The sequence below is a fragment of the Gramella sp. Hel_I_59 genome, from assembly GCF_006714895.1.
Classification (GTDB): Bacteria; Bacteroidota; Bacteroidia; order Flavobacteriales; family Flavobacteriaceae; genus Christiangramia.
The window spans coordinates 1,807,534-1,828,308 of sequence record NZ_VFME01000001.1 but is presented as its reverse complement, the minus strand read 5'-3'; the positions used below and the strand labels follow the sequence as shown (position 1 = coordinate 1,828,308).

Annotated in this window: 21 protein-coding genes and 2 tRNA genes; 5 read left to right on the top strand and 18 right to left on the bottom strand. The window is 38.0% G+C overall.

The genetic code is table 11. The features are described 5' to 3' along the window. Positions 1-6: 6 nt before the first annotated feature. From JM79_RS08280 to JM79_RS08205, 16 genes are all read right to left on the bottom strand, one after another. Complete coding sequence (locus JM79_RS08280) at positions 7-1,665, bottom strand: C45 family autoproteolytic acyltransferase/hydolase (protein WP_141877696.1); 1,659 nt, start codon at positions 1,663-1,665, stop codon at positions 7-9. Beyond that, positions 1,666-4,617, bottom strand: coding sequence for an MMPL family transporter (locus JM79_RS08275; RefSeq protein WP_141877695.1), 2,952 nt, complete (start codon positions 4,615-4,617; stop codon positions 1,666-1,668). After that, complete coding sequence (locus JM79_RS08270; RefSeq protein WP_141877694.1) at positions 4,617-5,822, bottom strand: DUF2062 domain-containing protein; 1,206 nt, start codon at positions 5,820-5,822, stop codon at positions 4,617-4,619. The genes JM79_RS08275 and JM79_RS08270 overlap by 1 nt, the downstream gene beginning before the upstream one ends. A gap of 63 nt (positions 5,823-5,885) precedes the next feature. Continuing rightward, entirely contained in the window at positions 5,886-6,245 is a 360-nt protein-coding gene (locus JM79_RS08265; RefSeq protein WP_141877693.1) for a hydroxymyristoyl-ACP dehydratase, read from the bottom strand. Between the two features lie 6 nt (positions 6,246-6,251). After that, positions 6,252-6,878 carry an outer membrane lipoprotein carrier protein LolA gene (locus tag JM79_RS08260; RefSeq protein ID WP_141877692.1) on the bottom strand — a complete coding sequence of 209 codons (627 nt, stop codon included), beginning with the start codon at positions 6,876-6,878 and terminating at the stop codon, positions 6,252-6,254. Then, positions 6,865-7,629, bottom strand: coding sequence for a polysaccharide deacetylase family protein (locus tag JM79_RS08255; protein ID WP_260443402.1), 765 nt, complete (start codon positions 7,627-7,629; stop codon positions 6,865-6,867). Before JM79_RS08255 ends, JM79_RS08260 begins: the two co-directional genes overlap by 14 nt. Further along, positions 7,619-8,686 (bottom strand): beta-ketoacyl synthase chain length factor, encoded by a 1,068-nt coding sequence (locus JM79_RS08250; protein WP_141877691.1) that lies wholly within the window; start codon positions 8,684-8,686, stop codon positions 7,619-7,621. Before JM79_RS08250 ends, JM79_RS08255 begins: the two co-directional genes overlap by 11 nt. Continuing rightward, a complete protein-coding gene (locus JM79_RS08245; protein ID WP_347707207.1) occupies positions 8,679-9,860 on the bottom strand; it encodes a beta-ketoacyl-[acyl-carrier-protein] synthase family protein in 1,182 nt (393 codons plus the stop codon). Before JM79_RS08245 ends, JM79_RS08250 begins: the two co-directional genes overlap by 8 nt. A gap of 3 nt (positions 9,861-9,863) precedes the next feature. Next, positions 9,864-10,121 carry a phosphopantetheine-binding protein gene (locus JM79_RS08240; protein WP_260443401.1) on the bottom strand — a complete coding sequence of 86 codons (258 nt, stop codon included), beginning with the start codon at positions 10,119-10,121 and terminating at the stop codon, positions 9,864-9,866. Then, positions 10,114-10,716 (bottom strand): 3-oxoacyl-ACP synthase, encoded by a 603-nt coding sequence (locus tag JM79_RS08235; protein WP_141877688.1) that lies wholly within the window; start codon positions 10,714-10,716, stop codon positions 10,114-10,116. The genes JM79_RS08240 and JM79_RS08235 overlap by 8 nt, the downstream gene beginning before the upstream one ends. Then, positions 10,709-11,854, bottom strand: coding sequence for a beta-ketoacyl synthase N-terminal-like domain-containing protein (locus JM79_RS08230; RefSeq protein ID WP_141877687.1), 1,146 nt, complete (start codon positions 11,852-11,854; stop codon positions 10,709-10,711). The genes JM79_RS08235 and JM79_RS08230 overlap by 8 nt, the downstream gene beginning before the upstream one ends. 1 nt (position 11,855) lies before the next feature. Next, positions 11,856-12,269 carry a thioesterase family protein gene (locus tag JM79_RS08225; RefSeq protein ID WP_141877686.1) on the bottom strand — a complete coding sequence of 138 codons (414 nt, stop codon included), beginning with the start codon at positions 12,267-12,269 and terminating at the stop codon, positions 11,856-11,858. Beyond that, positions 12,269-12,718, bottom strand: coding sequence for a hypothetical protein (locus JM79_RS08220; RefSeq protein ID WP_141877685.1), 450 nt, complete (start codon positions 12,716-12,718; stop codon positions 12,269-12,271). The genes JM79_RS08225 and JM79_RS08220 overlap by 1 nt, the downstream gene beginning before the upstream one ends. 2 nt (positions 12,719-12,720) lie before the next feature. Then, the gene (locus tag JM79_RS08215; RefSeq protein WP_141877684.1) at positions 12,721-13,599 is read right to left on the bottom strand and encodes a lipid A biosynthesis acyltransferase; all 879 of its coding nucleotides are present in this window, start codon (positions 13,597-13,599) and stop codon (positions 12,721-12,723) included. A 2-nt stretch (positions 13,600-13,601) separates the two neighbouring features. Then, entirely contained in the window at positions 13,602-14,342 is a 741-nt protein-coding gene (gene fabG, locus JM79_RS08210; RefSeq protein WP_141877683.1) for a 3-oxoacyl-ACP reductase FabG, read from the bottom strand. Beyond that, entirely contained in the window at positions 14,335-15,870 is a 1,536-nt protein-coding gene (locus tag JM79_RS08205; protein WP_141879205.1) for an aromatic amino acid ammonia-lyase, read from the bottom strand. Before JM79_RS08205 ends, fabG begins: the two co-directional genes overlap by 8 nt. A 358-nt stretch (positions 15,871-16,228) precedes the next feature. On the opposite strand from JM79_RS08205, the gene JM79_RS08200 reads away from it, so the two are divergent. The 4 genes from JM79_RS08200 to JM79_RS08185 all read left to right on the top strand — a co-directional run bounded on the left by JM79_RS08200 (position 16,229) and on the right by JM79_RS08185 (position 18,620). After that, on the top strand, positions 16,229-17,464 hold the full coding sequence (locus tag JM79_RS08200) for an NAD(P)/FAD-dependent oxidoreductase (protein ID WP_141877682.1): 1,236 nt from the start codon (positions 16,229-16,231) through the stop codon (positions 17,462-17,464). Positions 17,465-17,621: 157 nt separating this feature from the next. Beyond that, positions 17,622-17,706: transfer RNA gene (locus tag JM79_RS08195), tRNA-Ser, on the top strand. Positions 17,707-17,833: 127 nt separating this feature from the next. After that, positions 17,834-17,908, top strand: a tRNA-Pro gene (locus JM79_RS08190). 274 nt (positions 17,909-18,182) lie between these two features. Next, positions 18,183-18,620 (top strand): DUF1801 domain-containing protein, encoded by a 438-nt coding sequence (locus JM79_RS08185; protein WP_221625446.1) that lies wholly within the window; start codon positions 18,183-18,185, stop codon positions 18,618-18,620. Between the two features lie 207 nt (positions 18,621-18,827). Here JM79_RS08185 and JM79_RS08180 read toward each other — a convergent pair whose 3' ends face one another. Beyond that, positions 18,828-19,613: a DUF1206 domain-containing protein gene (locus JM79_RS08180; RefSeq protein ID WP_141877681.1), complete on the bottom strand. Its 786-nt coding sequence runs from the start codon at positions 19,611-19,613 to the stop codon at positions 18,828-18,830. Positions 19,614-19,750: 137 nt separating this feature from the next. Beyond that, positions 19,751-19,978 carry a hypothetical protein gene (locus tag JM79_RS08175; protein WP_141877680.1) on the bottom strand — a complete coding sequence of 76 codons (228 nt, stop codon included), beginning with the start codon at positions 19,976-19,978 and terminating at the stop codon, positions 19,751-19,753. Positions 19,979-20,285: 307 nt separating this feature from the next. On the opposite strand from JM79_RS08175, the gene JM79_RS08170 reads away from it, so the two are divergent. Beyond that, positions 20,286-20,744 (top strand): hypothetical protein, encoded by a 459-nt coding sequence (locus JM79_RS08170; protein WP_141877679.1) that lies wholly within the window; start codon positions 20,286-20,288, stop codon positions 20,742-20,744. Positions 20,745-20,775 lie beyond the last annotated feature (31 nt).

Genomic DNA, 20,775 nt, shown 5'->3' with positions numbered 1-20,775 from the left:
TTCTAATTAAATTTTTCTGGTCGATTTCCTGATCATCTTCTCTAATTCCTTCAAATCAGGAATGGTCGTAATCTCTCTTTTTCTGGCTTGCTTAAAATGAATCAAGGCATCTTTATAGTCCTTATTCTCATAATAGATCTTTCCCGCCAAATACCAAGCCTCCCAAAAATCGGGATTAAGTTTCACAAGTTGCCTGGCGCTATCCTCATTTAAAGGTTTATCGCTATTCAATGCTCGTTTAACTTTGCTTTCTAGTACTCTAAAGGCTTCGTAATCCTGATATTCCTGAGTTTGAAGAAAACTACTTGCCGGGATATTCAATTCCTTAGTTGAAACTGAACTCGACTTAATGCCCTCATCATAATCTGCGAAGACCTGATTTAGATCATAATGAATAAATTCTCCCATCTGGTAAGGATTTGAACTTACCCAAACCTTTCTTTCCGAAGGTTTAAAAACGATTCCGTGATGCGCTAAGAGCTGGTTAATTGCTTTTTCATTACCCATTCCAATCGACTGCTCGTCAACACCCTGCCGATCTCTGAGAATTTCAACCGCCTTAAGTGGATTCAATTTATCCTCGTGATCGATCAATTGCTGCATGCGGTCATACCGGTATTGAGTATGACTTTCCTCACGGGTTAGCTTATTATTTCTATCACTCGAATAAGCTTCGCTTTGAAAATGATTGCTACAAACAAGTTGATCACGATTCTCCACTTCGTATACTCCAAAATTTCTCGGCGACACTTCTATCAAAACCGTTCTTTTTTCATCTCCACTTCCTACCATGATCGATTCTGAAACAAACACTTCACGCTTTTTCGCAATGGCAATGGCCTCCTCAATTGATCCGGCATATTGCAAAATTTCCCGTGCTAACAAACTAATGGGAGTTTTTGCAACCAGCGGCATTCTGGACTTCCCGGCATTGATTGTTACAGTAATGCCTTGCATATTCATCCCACTCAATGCACCAATCATCCCGCCCCAGGTATACATCATGAATCTATGACCTTTCTCCGGGTTCACGAAGGCTGCGATCTTTTGTTCTCCAAAATCATCACCTGCATAAAAATCAAAATTACGACCTATTAATAATTCTCCATCGCTGGTTTTATCGTCCCAGGCTGCAAAACTTGTACATCCCACCAACATTAGGTCCTGTAAAGCATGTCCTATATCATGAGCTCCATGAAAATATAGCATCCGGATATAAGCAGGTGCGAAATCATCATACTTGTCCAGTCCATACCTTGAAACCCCATAGATCTCCTGTTTATATTCTTCGGAAACATGGAGGTACAATTTCCGGTTGAACCAACTAACAAAAGTTTTCAGGAAGCCACGATAATCTTCTGAAGGTACCATTTCTTCCAGCTTGGACATAAAGGCATTTTCCTGGTGATGTATGAGCTCCCGACCAAGATTTCCATGAGCAATTCCTCTTTCCAGGGCATTTCCTTCGAGATACATTTCCCATACGCCAAGATCGTTCCGGTAGAGCTGGTTATTACCCAAACTGTATAGACTATCTGAATGTTTGATTCTTGTGGTATCAATTTCTGCAAAACCGCTAAGATCTGGCTTGTGCTCCATGGACTTTTTGATTCCGCAGGAATTGAAAACGAATAAAATGAGAATATGTAGAATAAACTTATTCATCTAAGTCAGTTTACGATAAATTAGAATATCATTCTGTCGATACGTAAGTTCAAAATTTTGATCAAGCAACCAGCGAGTTTTCATTTCAGAATCCAGAAATACCATCATTTCTGCACTTTTAGAAAGATCTTTGAGCAATGATGAATCCTGAATATCTCCCTGGATTATATAATTTTTAAGCAAAGGAAGTTCCTGAGCACTTTCAAGAATATGAATTTTATCATCTCGTAATCTATAGGCATTCTTTGCCGCTGCTCTTTTTGATTCTTCGAATTCCAGGCTATATACTTCAGTTTGAGGATACTTGATCTTAATAAATAATGGTAAAATACCTATTCCAGAATTCAGAACTAGGATATCATCCACTTCAGCAAGGTAACGTGATATTTTCAAGAACTTTTCTCTTTGTTTTCTGAATTCAGCTTTAGCTTCGGAATAAGTTGAATGATAGCGATAATGTTTCAGAATTGCATCTTTATGATAGAGTTTTTCAGAAATAGAGTTTTGATTATTTCTTCTGAAGGATAATGATCCAAATTGCTGAAAGATTAATTTTCGGAACAAACTGCGCTGAAGTATAAAACTTACCGAAACCGCTGTGAGCACTCCAATAATCGAAACGATGGAAATGGATTTCAGAGCCGGGTGTTTAGCGAAAATGAGAGCTCCTATTCCCAGCAAGGTGGTTATAACCGACAGAATGATGGATGCCTGATAAGTTTTTAATTCAGACTTACCAGTTTCATATTCTTTGAGACACGAATTAGTGATAAAAATGCTGTAATCAAGCCCAAGTCCAAAGATAAAACTCGAAATAATTATATTTAAAATATTGAATTCTATCCTGAAAAAATACATGATTCCCAGTGCACAGATCCAGGTAATCGCGATCGGCAGCAAGGTGATCACACTTAAAAGTAAATTCTGATAAAATACCAGGAGCACCAGGAAAACTGCCACTATAGAAGCGAGAATAAGGATATTAAAGTCGGCTTTAAGATCTCCTAAAAAGTTCTGGTTGATCGCCTTTCTGTCCAGCGCAACCACTCCTGGAACATCTTCGAAGTACCTAATAAAACTTTCAACCTTATCTTCAGTTAAGTTGACGCTACTGGAAACCGTTGAAATTTCAGAATTATTAGATACAAAATCCTGCATATAGAGCGAACCAGCCAATTCATAATCCTTGAGACCTATACTTGAATAATTTTTATCAAGCACTTCATCGAAATTGCTAAAACTATTCGATTTAAATCCAAAGCTTAATGAAGTCTTTTGAATATTATTCTTTACCGAATCCAGTTTTTCAGGAGTCCAGAAGCTGTTCCATTGTTCGATACGAGATTCCTGGGTTTCGGTAGAAAGCACTACTCCTCCTATACTACTGAAGTTTTCAATATCACCCTCACTTTCGAAGCTTTTAAGATCCTGGTATAGCTGATTATTCCTATACAGTGCTTCGTCCAGCGAGTTTCCGTAAGCAACCAGTAAAATTGTTTTTCCAGATCGACCAGCAAGTCCTTCAAGCTCTAATTCTACCTTTTTGATATGTTCCGGCTGGTAGTTAAGTTCTGATAGGTCTTCATTAAATTTAACTTTATTGAAAAAGAAAAGAGACACTACAAATAATCCTGAAAGCAAGTATACCAAAGGTTTAATTCTGGAATAATCCAGACTTGATATTCTGTCCAGAATCGTTGTCTTTGCAGAAATATTCCCTGGTTTATATAGAAAAGGAACTAGCACAAGGGCGAAGAAGGAAGAAAATAGCACACTTAAACTTGCAAAGATCCCTAGATCACGCAAAGCTTCACTTTTCACAAAAACCAGACACATAAATGCGATCGCCGTGGTGAGACTACTCATAATGACTGGCTTCGTAATATCCCTATACAGCTTTTCGATATTTGAACTATTTCGAAGATGCGTTAAAATATGCAAGGAATAATCCAGCGTAATACCCAGAAGGATTGCACCAATTCCCAGGCTTATAGCCGAAACGGATCCCTGTGCAATATAAAGAATGGCAACAGCAGTTATTCCAGCAAAAATACTGGGCACAAATAACAAAATTGGGACATAGAACTTCCTGTAATAAACCACCAGTAAAATGAGCAATACCGACACCGCAATTATTACAGTAGTTCGAACATCCTGCTTTATTTGTTTCGCATTGGCTACGGAGTAACGGAGTCCGCCAAAATAGTCTCCCTTGATACTCTCATAGCGAGCATCCAGCGACGCAATTTTGGCTTCCAGTTTTGCTGTAAATTTCTTATTTCTGTTTGATTCGGAAGCAGGATAGGCTGGATCTATAAAGAATAGAATGTTCTTTTGATCCTTGGTCATGATATAATTCTGATATAGCACATACTGGTCTCCTACCTGCAATTCCTGCAAGCGTGCTAAACCAAGACTTGTAATATTAAGAGGATCTGAGAGAAAATAATTTTTAGTCACAAATCCAGTTGGTGATATTAATTGCTTGTAACCAGATTCGATACTTGCAGCTATACTGTCTGCATCGGTCTTATCATCAATTATGGTATAATCCTGCTCATTTAAAAAGATCGGTAAATTGGACTGAACAAAATTATATATCTGTTTAATATCCTGCTCCGGAATCTTGCCCTTGACTCCAGCAACATATTCTGAAAGGTCTGAGTTTAAAAATTCAGAAATTTCATTGGCATAAGAAACCAGGCTATCCCGATCCGTACTCTCTTCAGCTTTTACCCGAAAAATGATCTTATCTGAAAACTTCGATTCTTCCAGAATGGTTTTCACCAGATCCTGATCATTTCCAGACGGGACTAGTTTCGTGATATCCTCTTCTAACTGAATGCCTGAAGCAAGAAAAGACATGAGGCCTAGATACAGAAGTGCAATGATCAACGCCAGGCTTCTATGCCCATTCAAAAATTCATGAATTTTCAGAAAAATTCTAGACATTAGTTATTTGCTGGTTGGTTCGGTTTTAGAATAGAGAACAGACAGTAAAATAAAATCCACGTAAGTGCTGCACTAATAATTGCCAGGACTATACTACCAATTAAATACTGAGTTAATCCAACGAAAAGATCTTTTCCTGAATCAAAATTCTCGAGGTTCAATTGCCAGTCAAAACCATTCCCCATAACAAAATTCCCCAACTGATAACTTAAATAGAGAATTAACGGAATAAAAGGCGGTATACTTATATTGCTAAATAAAAAGGCTATAGCCTTATTAACTTTGAATACGGCTGCTAATGTAAAGACTAATAAAGTATGTAAACCCCAAAATGGTGAGATCCCTACAAATATTCCCAAAGCGATGGCAGCTGCTTTTCTTTCAGGAGAATCCTGATCTCTAATAATATCCTCTCTAAAAAATCTGCTTATACCTTTTTGCTTGAATTCACGATATTTATTCCTTGGATGGATGTAAAAGAAACTGATCAATACAAAGTACATGTATAAAAAGACGATACGTACAATATCCCAAAATGGGCGAAAGTGAGTCACCCGCTCTCCTGGATCGTAGTGAACCCTTATAGGTATATTTTTTACTTCAACTTTTTTCCATGCCGACTTTACCAGGACCTCGATCTCTAATTCAAATTTCCAGCCGATCAATTTTAAAGAATTAATAAGTCGAACGGGATATAGTCTGTAACCACTTTGAGTATCCTTTAATTCCTGGGCGGTTACTACCAAATACCAGAAACTGGAAAATCTATTGCCTTTGCTACTTTGCCCCGGGATCCCAGCCTGCGACATATTTCGATCGCCCACCAGCAATAGTTCAGGATCGCCGGTTTTCCTGTTTTCGAGTTCTACCAGGAACTTCTCCAGATCTGCCGGATAATGCTGCCCATCTGAATCTATAGTGATCGCATACTCGTAAGCCTTCTCCTCTGCTCTTTTAAAACCTGTTTTTAAGGCAATACCTTTACCTCTGTTTATATCATGAAACACAATATCGAGGAATTCAAAATCCTTCAAAATCTCATTGGTGGCATCCGTCGATCCATCGTTAATGACGATGATATTGCTGGTATAAGTAACTAACTCGGTTAGGAAAGCACGAAGCGAATGATCATTGTTGTAAGTAGGAACAATAACACAGCAACGTAGTGCATCAAAACGCTCTTGAAGAATAGGCAGTGTACCCAAATTGTTGGCTTTAATGCAAAAATATCATTAAAATAAAGAGTAATTGCTTAAGCCTGGACAAATTTATAGCACCTCGTAAAGCGCGTTTATCTTAGTAATAATCCCAGTTTCACTTTTCGCGATCCCTTTAAGCTCGTAGTAAGCTCCCTGTTTTTCTAATTTTGATTCCAGAATGAGTTCATCATTATCTGTAGGATCAAAAACTGCAGTAAATTTCACATTACTTGCTCTCTTAAGACTAAGCTTTTCATCTGAAATTCTTTCAGCCTCCTCCTTAAATAACTGCATGAGCACAACTCCCGGGGTTACCGGTCTACCGGGAAAATGTCCCTTGTAAAGTTCATGCTCCGCATTGACCTTCAGGCTTGTTTGCGTGGTATCATTATCTTTTACAGACTTGGTAACAGTATAAAAATCTTTCAAACCTTTTTATTTATGTTGGAATACCGAAGCAGGTATCTTCTGATTGGTCTTAAAATTACTCATTTTAATTTCGGTATAATCACCTGAAGGTTCTATTAGCTTCACTTTTTCAATATACTTTTCAGCATTAAAAAAGATCAATATCTCAGAAAACATTTCAGCTAAATTCTCATCCTTGGGAGTAACCGTAGCTTTTACAAATTTTCCATCCTTGGCAAAGTCAGTTTTAAACAATTCATCCATTTCCAGAATGCGACCGTTAAAGCTTCCTGCAACCAGTTCTCCCATTTTTTCGAAAAGTTCGCTGTTGCCAGTATTCATTTTCCTGGTCTTACCGTCCTCAATGATATACAAACTAGAATCTTTAAACAGCAGCTCATAATCGTAGGGAGATGTATAAGACCACTTAAGCTTCCCGGGGGAAGCATACCAAATATGACCATCACTTTCTACGGTCTTTTCCATGGTTTTCATAAACTTCAGCTGCTTGAAATCTGCCTGAAGATTTTCGATAGTCTCAGCTTTACTGGAAACCGACTCTTTAAAAGCTTTAGCTTCCGAAGTAGAAAAAGTCGCATTCTGAGCGAACAGCTGGCAACTAAAAAGAATAAAAATGAATTTAAGAATACGCATCGATGTCAAGTAAGTGATCTGGCCTGATTGTCTTTAATTTTTTCTGATTCAAAAATACCAATAACTGTTCCAACACTTTAGCGCTTTGGGGAATGTTATCGTGTAAAAGTATCAAATCTCCGGCTTTTAGATCTTTTGTAATTCGTTTATAGATCTTATCCGGTGAGCTGGTGATCGCGTCATACGACCGTACGCTCCATCCAATTGTGATATGACCAGTAGCCAGAATTGCCCTGGAAACCTTCGGATTGATAACTCCAAATGGCGGCCGGAATAATTTTGTTTTTAAACCAGATACTTCAGTTGCTATACGGTCACATTGCTGAATTTCAGAAATGATCGCGCGAGTTGATAGAAAACCGAATTTTCGTGAATGGGAAAAGGTGTGATTGCCCACAACATGACCTCTTTTTATGATTTCTCGGTAGATTTCAGGATGTTCCGCTATATTTTTTCCTATGCAAAAGAACAATGCCTTTACCTCGAATTCATCCAAAATGTCCAGGATCTTTAAAGTATTTGGGTGCGGACCATCATCAAAACTTAGTCCTATTCCATCCTTTCCCACTGCGGAATGTATCGAATTCTGAAAAAAATTGAGACGAATATTTGTGGAAAGTATAAGGATCGTGCTAATGTATATCACCGCCATCAGCAATATTAACCATTCAGACCAGTACCCGTTTAAAGCACCCAGAACGCTTCCAAGCAGTATAAAGCTGAAGATGATTCGAAGAATTTTATATTTCAAGACTTTCCAGTAAGATGAATCCGTGACTTCTACCAAGATATTGGTTATAGACCAAAATTCGGTTGAAAGTTGATGTCGACTTTGAATTTAACCTGAATTTCTTCGGAATTTGTTGATGTTGAAGGATAGAAACTCCAAGCGCACATCCAATTGCTGAAATGGAATTGTTATCTCCGGTAAGTGATTTGTAGCCGAGCTGTGGAACATTGCTAAAAAGACCTCGCTGAAGGTTCTGATAATAAGTATCAAACCTGTTATCTCCATTGTTCCCAAGTACTATTGCGTCAATTTGCTCAAATGTAAGCTCATTCTCCTGTAGAAAATCAATTACTTTTTCTTCAATTTCATCAGTCTGAAGATCATTCAGAATTTTGACTGCGTTACAAATTGCCAGTGAACCTGAACTTTTTTCCCTGGAAATACTGAAGAAAGCAGAACTTTCAGAAATTATGGTACCCGGTGTATTGGATTCCAGTAGTTGTGTAATCGTAATTTCCTCTTCTTTAATCTGACCGTCAAGCTTTTGAAAACCGGTAAATTTCTCTGAAGTTTCATCTACGGCGCCAACGATCACCTTCTGAATTTCAGGATCGAGCTCAAACTGCATTTGCGCATCCAGAAGACAACTTTCAAAGCTTATTGAATTTTGAGTGTAGGTCATATTATAACCCGTGCATTTCAGAAAAAGAGCGATCTGTCCACTCACCGTATTGTGAGTAGATTGTATAAAAGAACTAGGTGTGAGCAACTGCTCCTCACTTTCCTCTATTTGTTGCATGAACTTTTCGGTATCCTGCATACAACCCTGACCTGTGCCAACAAGAATCGCATCGGGACTTTTGATACCAGACCTGGAAAGAGCCTGCACTGCACTGAAGATTCCCATTTTCACTGCTTTAGACATTCTTCGCAGCATCATGGGTTTGATCAATTCCTTATAATTACGTACACTGGTTTTTAATATATTTCCCTGCGGTTCCAGCACTTCGTCGGAAGTCAGGAAATCTTCAGGCTGTGCTGTAATGGTGGAAACGCTGTTAATATAAAAGCTACGCATGCCTACTGAAGATTAAAGAGGTGCAGTTACCACCGAACCCGAAAGAATTCGACATCACATGATCCAGTTTGCAATATTTCTTTTGAGTAACCGGAACCAAACCGTTTTCCACCATATCCTGAAAATTAAGGTTGGCAAAAATCTGCTGATTCTTTAACGACAATATAGAATAAATAGCCTCTACTGCACCAGCCGCACCTAAAGTATGACCAGTAAAAGCTTTAGTTGAGCTGAAGTCAGGAACGTCATGCTGTGCAAAAATCCGCTTCAAAGCATTGGTTTCGGCGAGATCATTATTATGTGTTCCGGTGCCGTGAGCATTGATATAATCGATCTGGGAAGCATTTAATTCTGCCGACCTTAATGCAGCGGTCATCGCTTTATAAGCACCTTCCCCATTTTCTGAAGAGGCAGTTTGGTGAAAAGCATCGTTTGCATTGCCTGCTCCAGAGATTTTTGCAAATACTTTCTGTTCAGAACTGTTACTTTCAGCTTCCAGAATCAAATACGCAGCTGCTTCCCCAAGGTTGAGTCCGTTTCTATTTATATCGAATGGCCTGGCTGGTTTTTCTGATAAAATTCGAAGTGAATTAAAGCCATTAAGAGTGAATTTTGTAAGACAATCACTTCCTCCCACAATCACTTTATTGAATCTACCCGACTGAATCAACCTTGCCCCATTCATGATAGCATTTGCAGAGGAAGAACAGGCAGTGCTGATGGTCGTAATATGTTCTTTGATCCTAAAATATTCTGCGATCTTTTGGGTGGTATAACCTGGATGTTGCGCTTGGATATAAGCTCTTAAAGCAACATTTTCGTCAAATTGATCGAAATATTCCTCGGTTTTATCGATTCCTCCTACACTGGTTCCAGATACGAAAGCTGTATTATCTGGATCAGGTACCAATTCTGTATTTTTAAATATTTCAGTAATAGCTTTGATGCCGAGTAAGGAAGCACGGGTGATGCCGGAGTGAGCAGAAAGTTTTAATTCCTCCAGTAATTCAGCATTGGAAACTTTGATCTCTCCAACAGGAAATTGGTGTTTTGTTTTTAGAATATCGGGTTGTGATAATCCGTGCACATCATTTTGTAAAGCATGAAGATTAGCCGTTACGCTCGAACCAATGGCAGAAACAATGCCCATCCCGGTCACGACTACAGCTTTCATAATTTACTTTGTACGATGTTTCTTAATAAAACTAGCCATGGTATTTACTGAAGCAAATATTTCCTTTCCCTGGTTGGGATCGGTCAGTTTAATTCCGTAATCTTTTTCAAGCAACACAATTAATTCCAGTGCGTCAATGCTATCAAGTCCCAGTCCATCTCCAAACAGGGCGTCGTCATTTTCAATGTCTGAAGGTTCCATATCCTCCAGATTAAGTTGTTCTATTATGCTTTCCTTTAGCTCGGTATGTAGGTTACTCATTTGTAGTAGCGTAGATTTTCGGCAACTGTCCCCGTTGAGATTGCAGATCTTCAAGACTGGCGACATGCCACAAAAATACATCATATTCATTATTGTGCAAGTTTAGCCAGGCACAAAGCACATTTTCGCAAGCTAAATTCTTAAGTTGTATTTCAGCATAATCCAGCATTAGTTCCGGATCGAATTTTTCTGTAATAAAAAATACATTTTCAGACTGAATTGAATGTCTTATACTAATTTCTCCCAGCACGATATTCGGCAACGTATAGACAAAGACAGAAGGTGAAGCGAAATCCTGCATACTTTCCTGAAAACGAAGATCTGTATCCAGGCTTGAACTGGAATTTGAAAATACCAGGCCGGTATTTTTCTCAATTTTGATCTTTTCAGAAAGTAATTCTGCAGTGATGAAGCCTGCTTTACTAAGTCCGTCCATTTTAAAGAACTTGGAATAATTCATTCCGAAGAATTTATACGCCTGACTCATGAATTTAGCGGACTCTAATTTACCTTTTGTTTCAAACAATAAACCTTCAGAAGATGTGATCCTATTGTCCTTTATCCTAATGAACTTAGTTGAGTGATCTTCAGACATGAGCTTTCATTTTTCTGAAGAGCATTGCAATATTACAGCCTCCAAAACCGGATGCTGTTTTTAGCGCCATTTTAAGTTCTTTCTGAGTCGCTTCCGTAGTAATATTTAAGGATGCAGAAACACCTGAGCTTTCGAAATTCTTCGAAATGATCAATTCGTTTTTAAGTAAGCTTTGTTTAAGCATAATGGATTCGATCAAGGCTGAAGCGCCTAAGGTATGCCCGAAATAGCCTTTTAAGCTATGCATTGGAATATCGTTGAGATTGGATCTATTGAATGCTATAGCTTCCATTTCATCATTAAAAATGGTCGCCGTTCCATGAGCTGAAATAGCGTCAATTTCTTCGGAAGTTATACCTGTAAAATGCTTCAGTCTGGAAATTGCCTGGTACAAACCTTCACCATCCCTGCTAGGACCGGAAATATGATTTGCATCATTGGTAGTAACAGAATGAACAAATTCCACTTTTTGTTCCTGTGATGTTTGCCCATCAATAAATACGGCTGCAGCAGCTTCTCCGAGACTGATTCCGTTTCTCTCGGCATCAAAAGGTTTGCAAGCCTTCTCGCTCATCGCCTGGAATGATTGGAAACCAGATAATACAAAATCTGAAACCAGGTCGCCCGCTGCTACTATGGCGTTTTCAAACTTCCCTGACTTGATAAAATCCGCTGCAGTTTTGATAGCCAGACCTCCGGAAATACACGCATTTGATACTACGATGGGCTTATTTTTAAATCCGAAAAAGTTGGCAACTACCTGTGCCATTTTCCAGAGTTCAACCCGTTCTTTGGTAATTTTATTAGAATTCAAAAGATCGATGTTTCCCTTGGTCGTGGCAATTACCAACCCTGTACTCAAAGGATCTACCAATGCTTCTTTATCGATCACATCCTTTATGGCAAGAATCAGCATCTTTTCCAGCTTCGTGTAATCATCACAATTACCGATCAGGGAAAAACTACGATCAATGATTTCTTCTTCAAAAATCGCTGCATAATAACCAGCTGAATACTTTGAAGTAGGCTTTTGAAGTTTTAAAGCTGAATTTTGCAATCTCAATTCCCGTAGATTAACCATAGTGCCAAAACCCAGCGGAGAAACTATGCTATCAGATTTTAAAAAAACTTGCTGCATTTTACAAGTTCATTTTTGATTTCCAGGATTGATAGAACTCTGGGTTTATTAGCGAGAGTTCATTATTGCGATCTAAAAAAACCTGTACGGTTCTACCTGTACAGATCAATTCTTCATTTTTAAAGATCTTATAATTAAAGATCATTTTTGCTGAAGCAGTATTTTCAAAACTTGTTTCGACCGTAAACTGATCGCCATAAGCCATAGGTTTTTTATGCTCACAACTGGATGAAACTATAGGTGTTGCATAACCATTTCTTTCAGCATCGAGATAAGAAATACCATGAGAGTTGCAGAAATCCTCTCGTCCTTCCTCAAAATATTTAAGATAGTTTCCATGCCAGACGATTCTTAGAGGATCGCATTCATGAAACTTTACTTTAAGTTTTGTGGTATGAGTTAATGATGTGGACATTAATCGACAGTTACCGTTTTCATCTCAGACAGGGCGATCACCTCTCCCCTCTCATTTTCGGTTCGGGCAGAGACCGAAGTTACGTTCATGATCTCATGTAAAATCTCCACATAAGTAGTAATACTATCTCCAACCAAAGGCTGCCCAAGGATTTCAACAGTTTTAATCACACCTATAAAACCTGTTTTTGGTTTGGTATTTCCGCTAAGAGATCCCTGATATCCACGATGCAGGGACATACTTTGAGCCATATGTTCAATAAGACCACTTTCAGATAATTTACCATTATCGAGCATGAGACTGTCTTCCGGGACCGTAAATCCTGTTACACCAGTAAGATCTGTGTATTCAAATAAAGTGTCCACGAATACGAAAGGTTTCTTTTGCGGAATGAGATTAGAAATTTCTTCTGCTGAACGGATTGGATGATGTAATAAGTTTTCTGCCATAGCTAACTGAAATCGTTCCAGTAATCGTAATAATTATACCATTGGTGAGGATATTTTCTCACCATTCTTTCCAGATCGTCAAGATAAGATTTTAAAATTTCTTTCGTCGTGTAGCTGCTAGCTTTATAAGGGCGCGCAAAAAAATGATAGTGGAAATTTTTTTCTCTCATTAGATGTACGAACAATACTGGAATTTTATTTCTTGCGGCAAGTTTGAAAGGACCTTCCGGAAATTTCACCCTTTCCCCCAGGAAAATAGCTTCCAAAGTATTCGACTGCTCCATAAATCTATCTGCCGCAAAAACCAATAATTCATTATGATCCAGTGCTTTTTTCATCGCGAACACATGACTTAGATCATCCTTCATCACGATCACTTTCACTTCTGTATCTCCAGTGACAGATTGTAAATAATGCTTGATCTGTTGATGTTCAAAGTCGGTTACCACAAGGTTTACAACTGCATCTGCATGTCGTTCCTCAAAGAAATGCTTGGCAAGATTAAAATTACCGATATGTGCTGTAAGTAGAATTCCGCCTTTCTTCTGCTTCAGCAATGATTCTATATATTCAACGCCGTCGAATTCAAAAGTAAACTTGTTCTTTAATCCATTGGTGATGGCGATCCTGTCAAGCTGTATTCTTCCGAAGGTAAAATAACTGCGATATACATTAAATGCTGAGCTCAATGGAGAATACCCGAGTCTTTTTCTGAAGAGATAATAGGTGCTGCGGGTTGAAGAAAAAGAGAAGAGTATAAAATAAGCGGCAACGAAAAGGAGTACGAAATAAGCAGCGATCATGCCGAAGCTTTTAATAATCTTTACATAGATCCTGAAGCCAAGTAAAGTTCCCCGGGATTTCCCTTTCCAAGTTGCCATGATTAAGAGTAGAGTCCGCCATTAATATTGATCACCTCGCCGGTGATATACGAAGATCTATCAGATGCTAGAAAACTTACCAGGTTAGCGACCTCTTCCGGATCTCCAAATCGATTTAAAGGAATTAGTTCTTTAAACTTTTCAGCATCAAAATCTGCAGTCATTTCAGTATTAATAAATCCGGGAGCGACGGCATTCACCGTTACTTTTCTTTTTCCAATTTCCTGAGCAAGTGCTTTGGTAGCCGCAATAACAGCTCCTTTCGCTGCTGAATAATTGACCTGTCCCGCGTTTCCCTTTAAACCTGAAAGTGAAACCATATTAATGATCCTTCCGCTTCTAGCTCTCAACATATCCTTCAGAACGGTCTGGGTCACATGATAAAATCCCTGCAAACTAGTGTCTAAAACCGAATTCCAGCTATTCTCAGACATAAAGATAAAGAGTCCGTCGTCGCTGATACCAGCATTGTTTACAAGAACATCAATACTTGAATCCTTATATTCAGATTTCCATGTACTCATTTTCTCTGAAACTTCCTCAGCATTGGCAACATCAAATTTCAGAAGTTCACAGGAAACATTCAATGATTCAATTTCCCGTTTGACCGCCTGAGCCGACTCATCATTAGACCTATAATTCAATAGAATATTGAGTTTATGATCTTTGGCCAGCGCTAGACAAATCGCTTTTCCAATTCCGCGTGAACCGCCGGTTACCAAAGCAAATCTTTTCTTAGTCATAAGCCTGATGCGTTTTGAGGTATATTTTCAAATTCTGAATGTCTTTATATAGAACTCTGTCTTCTATTATCTTCGGAAAAATCTCTTTGAGATCCTTAATTTTCAAGGTAGTCGTTGAAGATAAACGATCATCATATTGAAGTATATAAAGCGCCTGAAGGATCGTTGCCATTTCAGTAGCTAAAACTTCGTAGCAATTGTCGATCACTTTACGGGTCATCATTGCAGAATTTGCTCCCATACTCACAATGTCCTGATTGTCATTGTTATTGGGTATGCTATGAACGTACATGGAATTGGAAAGCATTTGATTTTCAGCAGTAGTCGAAACCGCAGGAAACTGTGCACCCTGCATTCCAAAGTTCAAACCTAATTTTGAAGCATTCACAAAAGCCGGTAAAATGTCATTCAGTTTTGGATTTAGCAAATAGTTGATCTGCCTTTCAGCAAGCATGGATGTTTTGGTCATTACCAGCCTAAGTTTATCCATTTCCAGAGAAATATAATCACCATGGAAATTACCACCGTGGTAAACCTGTTCGGACTTTACATCGATAATAGGATTATCATTGGCAGAATTCACCTCTTCCAGTAAAATTTTAGTAGTATGTGAAAGAGTATCCATTACAGGTCCAAGAACTTGTGGAACGCACCTTAAACTATAATATTCCTGAACCTTTTCTTTGAACAACTCCGTTTTGGCATGATCGGTATTGTAAAGTTCTTCCTTTCTGGATCTTGTAAGGCCGGAGTCCTTTAGGTGATTACGCATAAGCTCAGCGATTTGCTGCTGACCCTTATGAAGTTTTGCCTGATTTAATTCTTCGGAAAGGTGGTCATCATAAGCCTTAACGATTTCATTGATCACAGAAGAGCAAAAAACTGACCAGTCCAGCAATTGTTTTGCTTGAACAATGTTCACAAGGCCAAGCCCGGTCATCGCAGAAGTTCCATTCATGATTCCCAGGCCTTCTCTAATCGTGATTTTGGCTGGCTGAATATTCTTTTCTCTGAAGACTTCTTCAGTATCTCTGCGTTTACCTTGATAGAAAACTTCGCCTTCCCCAATAAGTACCAGAGCTAGATGTGCTAATTGCACCAGATCGCCAGAAGCTCCTACTCCACCATGTTCAAAGATCAAAGGTGTTATTTCTAAATTGATCAATTGAATTAGAACTTCAGCGACAGAAATATCTATTCCAGATTTACCTAAGCTAAGTGTATTCAGCCTGGCTAACATCAAAGCTCGCACGTCTACTTCAGTAAGTACAGCACCTGCACCTGTAGCATGACTTCTGATGAGATTCAGCTGGAGATTGACAGAATCTTCCTCTGCAACCCGGTATTGAGCCATAGGTCCGAACCCGGTGTTTACTCCATAAATGATCTTATTTCGCGAAAATTTCTCAAGAAATTGATGACTTTGGATAATCCTTTCTCTGGCTTCAGCTCCTAATTCTATTCTTATTTTCTGAAAAACAACTTGTTGAAATTCTGAAAGTGTAAGTTCCTTCTCCAGGTTGATCATAAGTAGCTGCTTGATTTCAGGATTGTATATAAATTTCTCTCTGGACAAATGTAATATTTTTAGTGGGAAAGCTGCATATAGCATGAACCGCCTGATAACTGAGAAGTATTGATAATTTCATAAATGTCAATTTAACCTCTCCAGAATTTTATCAAAGTATTGCTGAAGTTATTAAACAGTTAGCAATGAAAAGACAGCTATTAAAATCAATTTCAATAAGATACATTAGTCGAATAGATCTGCCATTGGCATGATCGATTGCTTATATCTCACGAAAGCTCTGCCTTAACTAGCAGAGCTTTTTATTTAGCTGAATTCTACTGAAGCATATTTTCCATTAGTTTTGTATTTCTAGATTATGGATAAAAAAGAGTATGACGTTGTAATTATTGGTGCGGGACCGGCAGGTATGGTTGCAGCAGGTTGCCTGGAAAAAAAAGGTGTATCTGTATTGGTGCTGGAAAAGCAATTTTTTCCAAGGTTTGCCATTGGGGAAAGTTTGATTCCCCGCTGTATGGATAATTTTTCTGAAGCCGGATTACTCGCAGACCTGCAGAAACAAAACTACCAGAAAAAGACAGGTGCACGTTTTGTTAAAGATGGAAAAATCGCTGAATTCGATTTTAGTAAAAAGTTTGGGGAAGGCTGGGACTGGACCTGGCAGGTACCGAGAGCCGACTTTGATCTTAAACTTGCAGAAAGTATTCAGAATAGAGGCGTAAAAATTAATTTTGGAGCTGAAGTGGTTTCTGCGAAATGGGAAAACAAGCAATGGAATATAGAATCAAAATCCCCAGACGCCATTCTAAGTAACATTAATTGCAGGTTTATTATTGATGCCAGTGGAAATGGACGAGTCTTAGCCGGATTGCTTGAACTGGAAGCTCCCGCAAAAATTTACAATCATTCCTCTTTATTTACTCATATCAAGGAAGAAAACCGACCTCCAGGTAAAGAAGGAACACAAATTACTTTTGAGATCATTAAGCGTGGGGCCTGGTTCTGGTATATTCCTTTTTCTAATGGAACTACAAGTTTAGGCTTTGTAGGAGAAAACGACTGGTTCAATACATTTTCAGGGTCTAAAGATGAGATATTCAAGCAAATGCTGGATCAATGCGATTTTTACAAAGGGCGATTCTCCGGGCAAGAATACTTATTTGAGCCCGTAAAATTATCTGGTATTTCTAAAAATGTTCAACTTTTACATGGTGAAGGTTTTGCGCTGGCTGGAAACTCCGCTGAATTTCTCGATCCGGTTTTTTCTTCCGGGGTTGCATTTGCGACAGAAAGCGGATTACTAAGTGCTAAGCTAGTGGCCAGGCAATTGTCAGGAGAAGTTATAGATTGGGATAAAGAATATACTGAGCATATTCAAAAGGCTATTAGTGTATTCGCCACTTATGTAAAAGAATGGTACACAGGAAGATTACAGGATATATTTTTTACTGATAATGCCAGTGAAAATATTAAAATGCAAATTTGTTCTGTACTTGCAGGGTATGTTTGGGATAATAAAAATCCTTTTGTTCGAAATCATGAGAAGGCTATTAAAAACTTGCATAACTTTTTATATTCAGAAAAGTTTCAATAAGATTATTTCGCCTATTTAATTGAAGTCAAGTAGTTTAAAGAAAGTAGCTTGTTTTTAGCTTAAATTTTCTTTCAAAAAGTTTAAAAAGGTTTGGTTGGTACGTAAGTAAAACTTAGATTTGCAACCGCAAAATTACTTGCGAAGTTCTTACATAAACGGAGAGTTGCCAGAGTGGTTAATGGAGCAGTTTGCTAAACTGTCGACGAGCAATTGTCGCATGAGTTCGAATCTCATACTCTCCGCTAGATTTTTAGTTTGTGGTTCTTTTATTCTCTTTTCGACCGGAAAATTGGAATAAATTTCCTCCGCTTCCCGGATATCTTTCAAGATAGTTTGGAACGGAAAAGACTAAAAACACTATTCACTTTTCGGGGTGTAGCGTAGCCCGGTTATCGCGCCTGCTTTGGGAGCAGGAGGCCGCAGGTTCGAATCCTGCCACCCCGACTAAAGCCTGTTAATCTTTTGATTGACAGGCTTTTTTTATTTTAGCTTTTTCTGTGCCTCTTCCAGGCTCGTTTTATTCTGGATCTGTTAGATCATGATATTTTATTAACCAATTGCTCTTTTGTAAAAATCCAATATTCCTTCAGAACAAGATGATCTAATCTTAGTAATTGAAAATTTCAGTAAATAAAATTGGAGGACTACGTTAACTTCAGTACAACTGATTAAAAATATAATTAATTTAGAGCCTTACTTTAATTTAAGCTATTCTGAAGTGAAACCGAAAACAATAGAGATTCAAACTTCACCCGAATTTGAAGCTGCTTTTAAAGCTTATCCTCGATTGCCCAAAAAGAGACTCCGGTACCTATGTGAACTGATCATTCAAACTGCTCAGGAAACTCAAGGTGTTGAAAAACTCGAACTTAGTTTAAAATGGGGCGAACCCGCATTCCGAAGTAATATTGGAAGTACGCTAAGAATAGACTGGAAAAGAAAGAATCCCGAACAATACGCACTCTACTTTCAGTGCTCCAGCAGGTTGATTGAAACTTTTCGATTACTATACGAACCGAAATTAAGATTTAAAGGAAACAGAGCTATCATTTTTAAATTAGATCAGGAAATACCTATCTATGAATTAAAAGAATGCATCAAAGCCTGTTTGAGGTATCACGAAATCAAACACCTGGAATTTTTAGGTATTACATAGATATTGATCCTTAAGCTGATACATATTCTTCAGCCAAGTAAGTATTTCTAGATCTAATTATAACTATACCCTACAAGCTTCATTTACCATCCTAGAAAAACCCACAATAAGTAAATCATTGTTTTAGGTTTACACAAGCTTCAGAAAAATGAATGCATAAAAAAAGCCCGCTAAATTAGCAGGCTTCTATTATATCTAAAATTGCTTCTATCTAAGACTGGCTACAGTAATAGATGGATATTTCGCTTTTATTAGCATATAAACTCCATATCCAACAAGACCGATTGCTACAATACCTAGTGCAATAGATCCAAATTCTGCCTGAATATAACTAAATGCATCGGTTTGAGTTTTAACATTACTACCGCTGGATAATCCGGACTTCAACGTTAAATAAGCCATAAGACCTAGTACTAATCCTCTGGCAGTATGTCCAAATTTACCGGCATTAATAAGCAGTTTTTGTTCTTTTTGATCCATTCCTGCTTCTTCCACTTCCTCTCGAAATTTTCCAGAATATGCACGATACAAGTCATAAATAGCCTTGATCGCCATTCCTATACCGATAATGATCGCGATTGTATCACCGTTAGAACCAGACATAATTCCACCCATCATTCCGCCAGAACCACCTGAACTACTGCTACCAAAAGCTAATTTGAAAGAATAATAAGCCAAACCACCGTAGATAAGTCCGCTAATAAAATATCCAATACGTTTTCCATAACCCTTCAGATTGTCTTCAAATTCTCCTGGGTTATAAAATACCTGATACATTCTCCAGAATACATACCCAAGTAGTCCAATTCCCATAATTACCAGTAGAACCTGCCCATATGACTGTTGCGCTAAATATTGCAAAGCACCTTTACTCCCAGATTTTTGTCCGCCCTGACCAAACGCGGCCATGGCTGTTAATACTCCAATTAGGCAATAAACTGCACCTTTCGCAGCCATTCCAAACCGCGCAAAATTCTTTTTCTTACTACTCATTATATTTAGTTTGATTGGTTAATCAATTTTAAAGTTATCGGAAATAGAACGTCTGGCTAAACAATACGCCAAACTTTAGGCTAATTTTAGCTTAATTCAACTTCAGGACTTCAGCCTCTTTCAATAAATTTAAGAAATCAGCCTTTTTCGATAAACTTTCGGTGGTCTTTCAACCATTTATTTAATTTGATGGATTCTGCCTGTGTAGCCTTCTTATTCGTATTCACATTTATCCATTGAGCTGATTCTATTTCTTTCACAAATAATTTGTCATAACTATACAAAGTAGTTCCAAATACCTTGACATATTTGACACTTTTGATCTTGTAACAATTCTCTTCTTTGGAAATATTGACCAGGTTCATCGTCCTAATAAATTTGCTTTTCTTGCTTCTAAAACTAAACAGCGAAATTAGGGTACAATGCGTATGCTTTAGCCTAAGGCTTTGTTAAGATTAACTAAGCTCACGATTTGGACTAAACTTCGAAGCAAATCCGGCATCCGCTTATTATTACTGAATTCACAATATTTTAGACCTTCTGAAAGATTTGAATGCTATTTAGCTGAATATGTAGTAATTGACTATAAATGTTAATTCTTAAATATTTCTTAATTTATTCTAATTCTCTTTATAACTTTACGTTTAAACCGAACAAAAAAATCCCCACCCTATGAAAAGATTGAACTGTTTGTTAGTAATTTTCACTATGTTTTTTATCGTATCCTGCGACACAGACAATGATGACATGGAACTGGTAGAAACGGAAATGATCGCTTTGAATGAAATCTTACTTGATTCTGAATGGCGAATTACCAGTTTTACTGAAAACGGTCAAAATAAGACCGATGATCTTGAAAATTATACATTTATATTCCAAAGTTCGAATGAACTGGTTGCTGATTCCAACCTGGGATCTTTTAATGGAACCTGGAGAGTTTCAAATGATAACGGAACAGAACTTGACCCATCCAACGATCTTGATTTTATGATCTTTTTCACCCCTAATGGAAAACTGGGAGATCTTACCAACGCTTATGATGTTATCTCGGCTAATGGATCTGAGATCAACTTAAAGCTGGAGGAAAATGCTGAAGGCGATTCCGGATATCTATCCTTTGCCAGAAATTAATTAGCTCCTTAATGTTTAGCGTTGCCCCGAT

What these genes read in the sequence shown, in the direction of transcription:
- JM79_RS08220 (WP_141877685.1), bottom strand. Translation starts at nt 12,718, where the DNA reads ATGGCAGAAAACTTATTACATCATCCAATCCGTTCAGCAGAAGAAATT.
- JM79_RS08180 (WP_141877681.1), bottom strand. Translation starts at nt 19,613, where the DNA reads ATGAGTAGTAAGAAAAAGAATTTTGCGCGGTTTGGAATGGCTGCGAAA.
- JM79_RS08205 (WP_141879205.1), bottom strand. Translation starts at nt 15,870, where the DNA reads ATGATCAACCTGGAGAAGGAACTTACACTTTCAGAATTTCAACAAGTT.
- JM79_RS08170 (WP_141877679.1), top strand. Translation starts at nt 20,286, where the DNA reads ATGAAAAGATTGAACTGTTTGTTAGTAATTTTCACTATGTTTTTTATC.
- JM79_RS08225 (WP_141877686.1), bottom strand. Translation starts at nt 12,269, where the DNA reads ATGTCCACATCATTAACTCATACCACAAAACTTAAAGTAAAGTTTCAT.
- JM79_RS08240 (WP_260443401.1), bottom strand. Translation starts at nt 10,121, where the DNA reads ATGAGTAACCTACATACCGAGCTAAAGGAAAGCATAATAGAACAACTT.
- JM79_RS08215 (WP_141877684.1), bottom strand. Translation starts at nt 13,599, where the DNA reads ATGGCAACTTGGAAAGGGAAATCCCGGGGAACTTTACTTGGCTTCAGG.
- fabG (WP_141877683.1), bottom strand. Translation starts at nt 14,342, where the DNA reads ATGACTAAGAAAAGATTTGCTTTGGTAACCGGCGGTTCACGCGGAATT.
- JM79_RS08260 (WP_141877692.1), bottom strand. Translation starts at nt 6,878, where the DNA reads ATGCGTATTCTTAAATTCATTTTTATTCTTTTTAGTTGCCAGCTGTTC.
- JM79_RS08250 (WP_141877691.1), bottom strand. Translation starts at nt 8,686, where the DNA reads ATGCGTAGCTTTTATATTAACAGCGTTTCCACCATTACAGCACAGCCT.
- JM79_RS08235 (WP_141877688.1), bottom strand. Translation starts at nt 10,716, where the DNA reads ATGTCTGAAGATCACTCAACTAAGTTCATTAGGATAAAGGACAATAGG.
- JM79_RS08245 (WP_347707207.1), bottom strand. Translation starts at nt 9,860, where the DNA reads ATGAAAGCTGTAGTCGTGACCGGGATGGGCATTGTTTCTGCCATTGGT.
- JM79_RS08275 (WP_141877695.1), bottom strand. Translation starts at nt 4,617, where the DNA reads ATGTCTAGAATTTTTCTGAAAATTCATGAATTTTTGAATGGGCATAGA.
- JM79_RS08175 (WP_141877680.1), bottom strand. Translation starts at nt 19,978, where the DNA reads ATGAACCTGGTCAATATTTCCAAAGAAGAGAATTGTTACAAGATCAAA.
- JM79_RS08200 (WP_141877682.1), top strand. Translation starts at nt 16,229, where the DNA reads ATGGATAAAAAAGAGTATGACGTTGTAATTATTGGTGCGGGACCGGCA.
- JM79_RS08230 (WP_141877687.1), bottom strand. Translation starts at nt 11,854, where the DNA reads ATGCAGCAAGTTTTTTTAAAATCTGATAGCATAGTTTCTCCGCTGGGT.
- JM79_RS08280 (WP_141877696.1), bottom strand. Translation starts at nt 1,665, where the DNA reads ATGAATAAGTTTATTCTACATATTCTCATTTTATTCGTTTTCAATTCC.